At 41.3% G+C, this 12,458-nt stretch carries 8 protein-coding genes; 4 read left to right on the top strand and 4 right to left on the bottom strand.

Annotated features, from left to right (window positions below; all coding sequences use genetic code 11):
* Nucleotides 1-96 precede the first annotated feature (96 nt).
* A complete protein-coding gene (locus BUA59_RS01235; RefSeq protein ID WP_072837902.1) occupies nucleotides 97-1,977 on the bottom strand; it encodes a methyl-accepting chemotaxis protein in 1,881 nt (626 codons plus the stop codon).
* A gap of 254 nt (nucleotides 1,978-2,231) precedes the next feature.
* Nucleotides 2,232-4,448 (bottom strand): catalase/peroxidase HPI, encoded by a 2,217-nt coding sequence (katG, locus tag BUA59_RS01230; protein WP_217653711.1) that lies wholly within the window; start codon nucleotides 4,446-4,448, stop codon nucleotides 2,232-2,234.
* A 365-nt stretch (nucleotides 4,449-4,813) separates the two neighbouring features.
* Between katG and codB the strand changes: the two genes are divergently transcribed.
* From codB to BUA59_RS01210, 4 genes are all read left to right on the top strand, one after another.
* Entirely contained in the window at nucleotides 4,814-6,070 is a 1,257-nt protein-coding gene (gene codB, locus BUA59_RS01225) for a cytosine permease (protein ID WP_072837901.1), read from the top strand.
* A complete protein-coding gene (locus BUA59_RS01220; protein WP_072837900.1) occupies nucleotides 6,067-7,314 on the top strand; it encodes a PucR family transcriptional regulator in 1,248 nt (415 codons plus the stop codon). The genes codB and BUA59_RS01220 overlap by 4 nt, the downstream gene beginning before the upstream one ends.
* A gap of 8 nt (nucleotides 7,315-7,322) precedes the next feature.
* Nucleotides 7,323-8,579 (top strand): cytosine deaminase, encoded by a 1,257-nt coding sequence (codA, locus tag BUA59_RS01215; protein ID WP_072837899.1) that lies wholly within the window; start codon nucleotides 7,323-7,325, stop codon nucleotides 8,577-8,579.
* Nucleotides 8,580-8,777: 198 nt separating this feature from the next.
* A complete protein-coding gene (locus BUA59_RS01210) occupies nucleotides 8,778-10,814 on the top strand; it encodes a methyl-accepting chemotaxis protein (protein WP_084122065.1) in 2,037 nt (678 codons plus the stop codon).
* Nucleotides 10,815-10,897: 83 nt separating this feature from the next.
* On the opposite strand, the gene BUA59_RS01205 is transcribed toward BUA59_RS01210, so the two are convergent.
* Together BUA59_RS01205 and BUA59_RS01200 are read right to left on the bottom strand one after the other, a co-directional pair.
* Nucleotides 10,898-11,317 carry a hypothetical protein gene (locus BUA59_RS01205; protein WP_072837898.1) on the bottom strand — a complete coding sequence of 140 codons (420 nt, stop codon included), beginning with the start codon at nucleotides 11,315-11,317 and terminating at the stop codon, nucleotides 10,898-10,900.
* A 136-nt stretch (nucleotides 11,318-11,453) separates the two neighbouring features.
* Nucleotides 11,454-12,422, bottom strand: a complete 969-nt coding sequence (locus BUA59_RS01200; RefSeq protein ID WP_072837897.1) for a D-2-hydroxyacid dehydrogenase family protein — start codon at nucleotides 12,420-12,422, stop codon at nucleotides 11,454-11,456.
* Nucleotides 12,423-12,458 lie beyond the last annotated feature (36 nt).

Below are 12,458 nucleotides of genomic sequence, written 5' to 3'. Positions count from 1 at the left end.
TATTGATTCTGCCTGATGCTTTTTTGTTAACCAATAGAACAAAAAAAGCGAACCAGACTCAAAAGCCTAGCTCGCTTTTATAAAGCTTAGAAAAATCTACACTTTAAATTTATCTAATGATCTCGCTTGTTCTACGGTAATTTCAACCATAGTTTCACAAAGCACAGATTGACCTTGTGCCGCATCCGAAACTGACTGGCTAATATCACGAATATTCGTAGTATTGCGGTTAATTTCATTGGATGTTGCACTTTGCTCTTCTGCTGCGGCAGCAATCTGCACTGTCATATCATTAATTTCATTAATACTTAAACGAATCGCTTCCAAAGATTGCTTGGCTTTATCGGCAATTTGTTGCGTTACGTTGGCGCCCTCTCTGCTTTCAAGAATAGCTTTTTCTGCTCCTCTTACGCCAGTTTGCAACTGCTGAATCATCTTCTTAATTTGTTCCGTCGACTCTTGAGTTTTTGACGCTAATGTTCGAACTTCATCGGCAACAACAGCAAAACCTCGGCCTTGCTCACCCGCTCTTGCCGCTTCAATAGCAGCGTTCAAGGCTAATAAATTAGTCTGGTCGGCAATGTCGGTGATAACGGTAAGAATCGATTCTATATTATCGCTGTATTTCACTAAATCATTAATGGTAGTAACTACATCGCCCATTTTATGAGTCAATTCAGCAATCGAAGTGGTCGTGCGATCAACAATAGCCTCACCTTCTTTTGCTGCATTATCAGCTTGATTCGCTCGGCTTGCTGCTGTTTGAGCATTGTCTGCCACATCATGCGCAGTCGCTGACATTTCATGCATCGCAGTAGCTAGCTGATCCAATTCATTAAGCTGCGTATACAACTGCTTAGAGGACTCTACAGAAGATGCTGCCGTCTTATCAGTATTCTCACGTATATGGCGAGATTGACTTTTCACTTCGCCAATTAATCGCTGTAAATAATCAATAAACTTATTAAATTCACCCGATACATGACCAAATTCATCGTCACTGGTAATCGCAAGACGTTTGGTTAAATCACCTTCTCCGCCATTGATATCTTTTAGCGATTCATGCAAAGCACGAAGTGGTTGTAGCAAACCTGTCACGACAAAATACAGCACAATAGAAACAAGTAAGGCTGCAATTAACGTCCCCCAAAAAGCGACCCAACCAAATTCTCGGACACTGGCGAACAATTTATCTTCATCCAACACCACACCAACATACCAATCTGAACCGTATAAATTAGGCAATGGGCTAAAAGATACATATACCTGAGTACCATCAGCCAACTGTTTTTCAACCAGGTCTTTACTTAGCTCTGACACACCACCTTGAAGCAAATTAGAGACAGATTTACCGTTTAAATCGGCATTTGGGTGACTGATTATATTTCCATTTTTACTTAATAAGAACGCATAACCGGTATTATTAAAATTCAAAGCATTGACAGCCTCGGAGACAGTTTTAAGGCTTAAATCACCACCAAAGCTGCCTTTAAACTGACCATGATCAGAAAAATCTGCAATCACAGAAATCAGAATATCGCCCTCAGTAGAGACATACGGCTCTGTTAAAGCCGCTTGCTTATGCTGCTTGCCCATATCATACCAAGGACGTTTACGAGCATCCCAACCTGGTGGATTCCAATTAGGGTCATTGGTGATCCGGCTACCGTTAATATCTAAGCCACCAAATAGCAAAATAAATTCATCTTTATAAATAGGTAAATCAAAGGCTTTTTGAATGGTTTCTGTACTAAAATCCGCATCAACCGTTTGCGAAATGACTTCAATCAAATCCATTTTGTTTTTAAGCCAATTATTAACCTGTAAAGCTAATGCTTTACTACTTTCTTGAGTGCTGGTTGTTGTTTTCTCAAACAATGCGCTTCTAAGGCTGCTGTATTGCAACCATGAATACAATGAGAATGCTAAAACAACAACGACGGATGCACACAAGACAACCTTATGGGAGACCTTCATTTTTTCACTACCTATTTAATAAAATTAAAACAGCGTTACCGCTTCCATGCAAATTCAATACTAAACTTAATAGCATCAAATTATTTAAAAATAACGACTTCCGGTGAATTTATAACAGCCGCTTATTAATCACCACCTTTAAACAGTTGTTTTTTGTAGCAACTAAAGTTTTAGCAGACAATCGATAATTATTCATATAAAAAAACCCCGCGTTCCTCACGGAAGCGGGGTTGGGTGTTGGCAACGCTAGGAAATCACGCTAGATCGAATCGATCCAATTCCATTACCTTGGTCCATGCAGCAATAAAGTCTTTCACAAAACGTTCTTGTGAATCAGAGCATGCATAGACTTCTGCAATAGCACGAAGCTGAGAATTAGAACCAAATACTAAGTCCGCACGTGTTGCTGTCCATTTGATCTTACCAGTTATACGGTCACGACCTTGGAACTCTTCCTCTTCTTCAGAAGTAGCAAACCATTTGGTTCCCATATCCAATAAATTCACAAAGAAATCATTGCTTAACACTTCTGGCTGCGTCGTCAGAACACCATGCTGAGATTGATCAACGTTGGCGTTCAATACTCGCAAACCACCTAACAATACCGTCATTTCTGGTGCAGAAAGCGTTAACAATTGCGCTCTATCTACCAACATTTCTTCGGCAGAAACGGTAAACTTGCCTTTCAAGTAGTTACGGAAACCATCCGCAGCTGGCTCAAGGAAAGCAAAAGAGTCCACATCTGTTTGCTCTTGAGACGCATCCGCACGGCCTGCAGTAAATGGCACAGTCACATCATGACCTGCTGCTTTTGCAGCTTGCTCAACGCCTACCGAACCAGCTAAAACGATCAAGTCAGCAAGGGAAACCTGTTTAGTAACATCTTTGCCATTAAACTCCGCTTGAATGCCTTCTAAAACAGACAATACTTTAGCCAGTTGCTCTGGCTGATTTACGGCCCAATCTTTTTGTGGTGCTAAACGAATACGAGCACCATTTGCACCACCACGCATATCTGAACCGCGGTAGGTCGATGCAGAAGCCCAAGCAGTTGACACAAGCTGCGCAACCGTCAAACCAGAAGCCTGAACTTTTGCTTTAAGATCGACAATATCTTGATCATTCACGGTTACGTAAGTCACCGCTGGAATCGGATCCTGCCATACTAACTCTTCTTTTGGTACCAATGGCCCAAGATAACGAGCAACTGGCCCCATGTCACGGTGAGTCAATTTGTACCAAGCACGAGCAAACGCATCGGCAAGTTGATCTGGATTCTCATAAAAACGTTTAGAAATCGATGCGTATATCGGATCATCACGCAATGCTAAATCCGATGTAAACATAATTGGCGCATGGCGTTTAGATGAGTCATGAGCATCTGGAACAGAATTAGCTGCCACACCATCTTTAGGAGTCCATTGCCAAGCGCCTGCTGGGCTCTTAGTCAATTCCCAATCGTATTCAAATAAGTTTTCGAAGTAACCATTGTCCCAAGCTATTGGGCTTTTCGTCCAAGCGCCTTCAAGACCACTAGAAATAGTGTCGACACCTTTGCCCGTGCCCATACTATTGCTCCAGCCAAAACCTTGTTCGGCCATACCAGCCGCTTCTGGATCAACGCCAACTTGAGCGGCATCACCAGCGCCATGGGCTTTACCAAAAGTATGACCACCAGCAATCAAGGCTACGGTTTCTTCGTCATTCATCGCCATACGTTCAAAGGTATCGCGAATATCGCGAGCTGAAGCCAGCGTATCAGGCTTACCTTCTGGCCCTTCTGGATTAACATAAATTAGGCCCATTTGTACGGCAGCCAACGGATCTTCCAATTCACGGTCGCCAGAGTAACGTGGCGCATCACCTAGCCAAGTTTTCTCAGTTCCCCAATAAATGTCTTCTTCTGGTTGCCATACGTCAACACGACCACCAGCAAAACCAAAAGTTTTGAATCCCATGGACTCCAATGCACAGTTACCCGTTAAGATCATCAAATCTGCCCAAGAGATCTTACTGCCGTATTTTTGTTTAATAGGCCAAAGCAATCGACGTGCCTTGTCTAAGTTAACGTTATCTGGCCAGCTGTTTAATGGTGCGAAACGTTGAGTACCTGACATCGCGCCGCCACGGCCATCTGCAGTACGATAAGTACCCGCACTGTGCCAAGCCATACGGATGAAAAATGGACCATAATGACCGTAATCGGCAGGCCACCAATCTTGAGAGTCTGTCATCAGGGCGAACAAATCTTGGCGAAGCGCTTCAAGATCCAAGCTATTAAACTCTTTGGCATAATCAAAATCTTCACCCATCGGGTTAGATTTCGGTGAATGCTGATGAAGAATATTTAAGTTCAACTGGTTCGGCCACCAGTCTTTGTTTGACGTACCGCGGCCCGATGATTGATTTGCACCTGCGGCACCATGATTAAAAGGACACTTACCTTCGTTTGACATTTTTTCTTTAGACATAGCGGTCTCTCCTGCTTGCTGCTTAGAACATTTTATTTTTCAATAACGCTTCATTAACTATAGTTATAAACTTAAAAAGAGTGAGTAACTAATAAATAAAAACTAAGAAGATAATAGCCTAAGCCAGCCACCCTACTATTTCATTGCTATTAAATAGTGCACTCAACATAGAAGAAGATATGCATTTAGGGCTCAGTAAAATCAGGAATTGTATAAAGTGCCTAATCATTTATTACTATTCTTAGTCATCTCGCCATAAACTCATCAGAGAAATAGTATTAATCCAAAACTGGTTCGCAAGTTGCTTATATACCGAAGGAAACCAAAAATAAGCGACTTTGACTTAATCATCATGGGAAACGACTATGACGCAATCAGATTATCCATTAATTGAAGTACCTCAAAATAAACGCCGAGGGCTACTCCCCATGGCAGTGATTCTGCTTGGGTTCACTTTTTTCACCGCAACCATGTGGGCCGGGGGTACATTAGGAACGGCATTTTCATTTTCAGAATTGCTCTTCGTTATTCTAATCGGTAATTTGCTTCTTGGCCTTTATGCTTCTTGTTTAGCATTCATTGCCTATAAAAGTGGCCTAAACAGCGTACTAATGGGGAGGTTTTGCTTTGGTGAAATTGGCAGCAAGTTGGCAGACTTCATCCTTGGCTTCACTCAAATTGGCTGGTACGCATGGGGAACAGCAACGCTTGCTATTGTGTTAGTCAAAATTACGGACATACCAGAAGCATGGCAAACGCCCCTAATGATTATCTTCGGCATGGCTTTTTGTATTACCGCCATGATTGGTTTTCGAGGCATGGATATTTTATCCAGAGTAGCTGTTCCTGCCATGCTCGTTTTTATTTTAATTAGCCTTTACACAGGATTAGTCGATGTTGGTGGTATATCCGCCTTGTTTGACATTGAGCCAACACAAAGTTTGAGTTTCACCGCTGCCATCACCCTAGTTATTGGTACTTTCGTAAGCGGTGCGACTCAGGCAACGAATTGGAGTCGCTTTGCTAATAGCGGAAAAGTCGCTGTTTGGGCAACTATGGGGGCATTCTTTATAGGCAATGGTTTGATGGTATTAACTGGTGCGCTTGGTACGTTAATTTATCAACAAGCCGACATTGTCGACGTCATGCTAGCGCAAGGTTTTATGGTGCTGGCTGTACTTATGTTGTTTCTCAATATTTGGACAACTCAAGACAACACTATTTACAACTTTGCCGTCGCAGGTTGTAACCTTCTTCGAACTGATAAACGTCGAATTGTGACCGTCGCTGGCGCAGCCATTGGCACAGTCATGGCGGTATTTGGAATGTACAACTTCCTCATTCCTTTTCTGGTTTTGTTGGGAACATTTATTCCGCCTATTGGTGGTGTAATCATGGCTGACTTTTTGTTGCGCCATAAAGGCCAATACCCATTGCTAGCCAATGCTAAGCTACCCGCTTTTAATTGGATTGGACTTGGCTCTTATGTCATTGCGTCTGCTGCAGCCTATGCGTCTCCGGTGATGCCACCTATTATTGGGGTCTTTGTGGCAATTGTTACTTATGGCATATTATCTTTTCTATCCCATAGACAAGCAGTAACCGTATTAGGAAATCAATGAGTATTTGTTGCGTAGACATACCTCGTTTACCCGGCCTCGAAAGCATTATCTTTCGAGCCGGTTTAACTGGCGGCCAACGCATTGTTCGTTGGCCTTATGTAGCAGAAAATGATTCGATTCAACCTTGGGTAAGTGGCGGTGAACTGGTTTTTGTGACCGGAATTAACCACCGCCGCACTGAAAGAAATCTCTGCCAGATGGTAAAAGAAGCGGTAAATAGCAATGTCGCTGGACTGGTTATTTTGACTGGTCCAGAATTTATCCAGCAAATTCCTAACAGTGTATTGGAGCTTGCGAATCAGCATCAGCTTCCCATATTAGAACAGCCTTATAGTCTAAAAATGGTGCTGGTTACAGAAGTCATCAGTAATGCTATTGTTCAAGACAACCTACTAGGGAAGTCAGTTCGGCTATTTTTGACCAAGTTAATAAATGGGTTTGATCAAGCACCAGAGTTAATCCATTTACGCGCTGGGGATTTAGGCATCAGTGACAACTGCCCTTTTGCAACATTGGCATTAAGAATTAGTCATATTAATCCCAAAACAGACGACCCGAATTATCAGTTACTCCACTTCAACCATGAACTAGAACAACACCTAGGCAGCATTTTAAAACGCAGACAAATTGACTGGCCGGTTCTAAATTATGAAAAAGACCTACTGGCTATTTGGCCTGTCACTGAAAACGATACCTCTGAGCTTTATGATGAATTGGAGCAAGTACTAAGCTTGTTGCAAAAGCGCTTTCCACAACTCGTGCTATGTATTGGTGTGAGCGAACGTAAAACAGGCTTAGATAAGTTAGCCGAAGCAACAGAACAAGCTCGGCAAGCATTACAATTCGCAATCAAACATCAGCACCAGCGTATTTTTTTCTACGAACAGCTAGGCATTGCTCGTTTATATGCAGCCATTCCAAATCGCGGTCTACTAGCAGATTTTTGCAAGCAACATTTAGGCGAATTATGCTTTGCTCGTGACGATGCAACTCTTGAAATGAAAAGCACACTAAATCACTACTTCAACCACTTTGGGCATTTGCAACAAACAGCCGACGCAATGAGTGTCCACAGAAATACACTAAATTATCGCCTTAATAAAATAGAACAACGTTTAGGCTACTCTCTACAAGACCCATTTTTACGACTCAATTTACAAAATGCACTACTTATTGAACAAGTATTATTTCACCATCACAACATTGAAGAACAGGCTAGCACGCCTGCTCTGCACCACGATTGAGGTTTTTTATGCACGTTATCAACGCCCATTTACGCCAACGTCCAGAACTATTTTCCATCCACATTGACGAAGGACGTTTCAGTAAAATTGAAGCACAAGAAAGCACGTTAGCAGCAACTGACAATGCAATTGATGCCAACGGTAAATTAGTTTGTGCGCCTTTTGTCGAGCCACATATTCACCTTGATGCAGCCTTAACGGCAGGCGAACCCGAATGGAATCAAAGCGGTACACTTTTCGAAGGCATTGAGCGCTGGAGTCAGCGCAAGCCAATGTTAAATGAAGCCGACATCCGCCGTCGTGCATTGTCCACAATAGAACTACTGGTGCAAAACGGTGTACAAGCAATTCGAACTCATGCGGATACAACAGACCCGACTTTAATCGGCGTTCGCACACTTTGTGCTCTTCGCGATGAGCTAAAAGACAAAATCGATTTACAAGTAGTTGCCTTTCCGCAAGACGGCATGCTGTCTTATCCAAATGGCTTAAAGCTGATGGAAGAAGCCTTGGAAATTGGCGCTGATGTGGTCGGCGGAATTCCACACTTTGAATACACACGTGAATTGGGTGAAAAATCCGTCAAATTAATAATAGAGCTAGCAAAAAAATACGACCGATTAGTGGATGTTCATTGTGACGAAATCGATGATCCAAATTCTCGTTTTTTAGAATTTCTTGCCTGTGAAGCTTTATTTCATGACATGGGATCTAAAGTAACTGCAAGCCACACCACAGCCATGCATTCTTATGACAACGCCTATTGCTCAAAACTGTTTCGTCTATTAAAGAACTCCGGCATTAACTTTATATCCTGCCCAACCGAAAGCATTCACTTACAAGGTCGTTTTGACACTTACCCTAAGCGTCGTGGAGTGACGAGAGTCAAAGAGCTTCGAGAAGCCAACATCAACATCTGTTTGGGTCAGGACTCAATCTTCGACCCTTGGTACTCACTCGGGAATGGCAAGCTACTGCGCACATTGGATTACGCCATGCACATCTGCCAAATGATGGGTTACCAAGACTACGCCAGCGCTCTAGATATGATCACCGACAACAGTGCTCGCACTATGTGTTTGCAGGGATATGGGATAGAAGTGGGCAACGCGGCCAACTTTATTTTACTGGAAGGACATGATGACTACAGTGTCCTGCGTCAGCAAGGGGAAGTATTACTGTCTGTACGTCACGGTGAAATTATTATGCAGCGCCAACCGTCTCAGGTGATAACTCAACCTTGGATTACACAAGCGATAAAATAATCAATAATTCAATAACCCGTTCAAAAAAGGTGAGCGATCTAGTTCTCTCATCTTTTTTGAACGTCCAACTTTTATTAAGTACAAAATAAGTAGTCATTAATAAAACAAAAGATTAGATCAAAATTTGATGATTTTTTTGCGCTTACAAACATCCTTTCCTAGACTGTAAATAACTTACAAAATGATAAAGGATTATATATGCGCGTCCATTCAATTCGAATCAAGATGATGCTTCCAATCATCTTTCTTTCGCTTATTTTAATCTCTCTTTTTGCCTTTATGATGCTAATGAGCAACATACAAAAGAATAATATGAAGTTACAGGCTGAACATTATTTCGAAGCCATTTCAGAAGTGTTAAATGCTGACCGCGACATATATCAAGCACGACTTGCACAAGAGAAAATGCTCGATGGACAAGGGCCAAAAAATGGCAATGAAGCCGATTTTAGGGAAAACGCCCAACAAGTTTTTGATCGTTTTCAACTTTATAGACAATACCTTGCGGACGAACCAAAAGATCTTCTCGCGCCTTTTGACTCTTTTAATACGCTTTATAACGAATGGCTAAAATCAAGTGAGAGTCTCATTGACACCTCAAAAGGCAGCGTTCAGTTTTCTGAAACAATGATAGCTTTAGATAATAAGTTCCAAGTCATTCGCAATATGCTTGATCAAGCCGGGGAAAAACTACGAAAGCACACTCATGATATACAAAACCAAATAAATTCCGCTGCGGAACTTAATAACTATGTAGAAGCAATTACAGAAGTATTGAATGCGGATAGAGATTTGTACCAAGCACGTTTAGCACAACAAAGAATAATTAATGGCATTGGCGATCGTACTGATAATAAAGAAGACTTCAAACTAAATTCTGCGCAAGCATTGGAAAGGTTTAGAGCATATCGAGGCTATCTTATTCATGAAACTGACCTAACAAAACCTTATAGTGAATTCGATGTACTTTTCAATGAATGGTTTGAAGGGAGTCTACTTCATTTTGAGTCTCCTGAGGCCCAAACGTCTAATCAACTTCCACAAGAAATAATAAATGCTGATGAAAAATTTGCGGCTATTCGTTCACTCTTGGACAAAGCTGGTGAAACAGTTAGAAAACATTCCAGAGAAATAGAAGAGATAACCAAACAGAATATTGCCCGCAACCAAGAAATAGCCATGATAGTGACAGCAATAGCCTTTGTTATTGCTCTTATTTTTGGCTATCTCATTCCTCTAAAGATTACTCGAAATGTAGAAAGCATGGGGCGTCGTATTCGAGAGATAGCCGAAGGTGATGGTGATTTAACACAACGAATCAACTCAAGTGCTAAAGATGAACTTGGCGATCTAGCTAAAGAATTTGACGGCTTTGTTGAACAACTAAGATCAATCATTAGCAATATACATAAACAATCATCAGCTCTTGGCAGCATGACAACTGAATTAAAAAGCGCTTCTGAAACCACAAACAATATTACTCATGCTCTAGTGAATGCTTCAACAGCAATGATTAGTGCCGGACAGGAAATGAACGTATCAAATCAACAAATGTCGGAAGTAGCAAAAGATACGGCAACAGAAGCAACCACTTCGAGCCAATTAACTGAACAAGGTATTCTAGCGGTAAATACATCACATAAAGCTATTTCGAGCTTAATCAGCAATATCGAAGAGTCATTAAAGCGAGCTGAAGAGTTAGAAAAAAGCTCAGAGAATATCTCGTCTGTGCTTGAAGTCATTAGAAATATTGCCGAGCAAACCAATTTACTCGCTCTAAACGCAGCCATAGAAGCCGCCCGTGCTGGTGAGCAAGGGCGAGGATTTGCCGTCGTCGCTGATGAAGTGAGAACCTTAGCAACTCGAACTCAAAAGAGTACGGATGAAATAGAGACGATCATCGAACAACTTAAGCTGAATGTTAAAGAGTCCTCTATCTCCACTCAAAACAGCCGCGATAATGCCGACAATACCGCATCAAATTTTGATAACGTCATCAACATCTTTGACGCGCTCAATCATTCCTTTGAAAAAGTACAACAAATGGCTTCAAAAACAGCCCAAGCTACAATCGAACAAGCGACTTTGTCTGACGACATAAATCAAAGCCTTATGTTATTGAAAGAGCAAACTGATGGTGTGAAGGATGTCTCAATTCTAATAAACAAACAGTCCACACAAATAACAGATTTGTATAAAACACTAAATAATGAAGTAGGAAACTTTAAAGTCTAGAGATACTGAATAACGAAAAAAGTGCGATTAAAGTTGCATATTGCTCTTTAACAATAGCCGTTAAAGAGCAATACAATAAATTACTACTTCGTGATTGGACAGTTTTCCATACCAACACGATACGTTGAAACCATTCCTGTACCACCGTATTTATGAAATGCGGTGAAAGCACTATAACTCGGCTTATAAGTCACTGTGTAATTCATGCTGATTTGTGAGCCATAATTACCACAGCAGTTCGCGCTTACTGATGCATCTTGATTAATAATTTGAAAATCCTCAAGATTGTACTTTTCTGCGAAAGCAATGAGCTGCTCGGTTTTGGCTTGATAAATCGCCCCTACATCAACGTCACTATTAGGCTGAAGGTTTTCCATATAAGACACTGAGGTCATGTCTTTGGCTTCACAAATAGACGCTTCAGTGGTTTCTTCAGCAACTAGCAAACTGGAGGATAAAGCTGCAGGCACAGCAATGAACAACGCAGTCAAAAGAGTTTTCATAATAAACATCCTATGTGATTTGAAATATATCCATTAATGCAATGACATTCATTACACGGATTAATTAAAAGACTTTTACCCAAGAAATGTTAACACGAATTAACGGAGCTAATAGCAACATTAACTCTGTTCTAATTTATGGGTTAATAACCAAGTTTTCCGCTTTACCATTGGCGAAAGCCAGGACATTTTCAAAAGCAATTTTGAAATAAAGCTCATAGCTGGCTTTTTCAACGTAACCAATATGCGGTGTACAAAGTACATTTGACAGAGACAACAAAGGCTCATTATTAGTATTCGCAGGTTCTGTTTCGAATACATCAACGGCAGCACGTTTACTTGGATTTGAAGACATCTCACGATACAAAGCACCATTTTCGACTAGCTCAGCACGACTGGTGTTCACTAACAAAGAGTCAGATTTCATCAAAGCCAAATCAGCTTGCGTCACAATAGCTTTGGTTACGTCATTGAGTCGCAAATGCAAAGTTATAATATCTGCAGTTTGAAAGAATTCTGCCTTTGATGGTGCGGCTAAAAACCCATGTTCTTGCGCCAACATTCTAGAGCTTTCACTTCCCCAAACCAGTACCTTCATGCCGAAAGCTTTCGCGTATTGTGCGATACGTTGGCCGATTTTACCGTATCCCCAAATTCCCAAAACAGATCCGCTTAAGACTCGACCTAATCCTAAGGAACCTGACTGCTGCCAGTAACCTTGTGAAAATTGTGCTACATACTCGGGAATATGTCGACTCGCCGCCATAATCAAACCCCAACATAACTCTGATGGTGCAACCGGAGAACCAACACCTTCCGCCACAGCCACACCATATTTATGGCAAAGCTTGGCATCAATGTGATTACTAATTTTTCCTGTTTGGCTAATAAGTTTTAAATTAGGCAAGTTAGCAAGCAATTCTTCCGAAATAACCGTACGTTCGCGTATCAAAACAAGCGCATCAAAACCCTTTAGATTGGTGACTAAATCTTCAGCATTTGTAAAACTCTCATTAAATACATGTACATCATGGCCTTGTAAAACATTGAAGCATGCAAGGTCTTTAACACTATTTTGATAGTCATCTAATATTGCTATTTTCACGAAACAATCCTCGTTTACTCATCTGATATCGCTTGG

The organism is Marinomonas polaris DSM 16579 (assembly GCF_900129155.1).
In the GTDB taxonomy this organism is placed as follows: domain Bacteria; phylum Pseudomonadota; class Gammaproteobacteria; order Pseudomonadales; family Marinomonadaceae; genus Marinomonas; species Marinomonas polaris.
The sequence above is the reverse complement of the archived record's forward strand: the minus strand, read 5'-3'. Positions and strand labels throughout refer to the sequence as shown.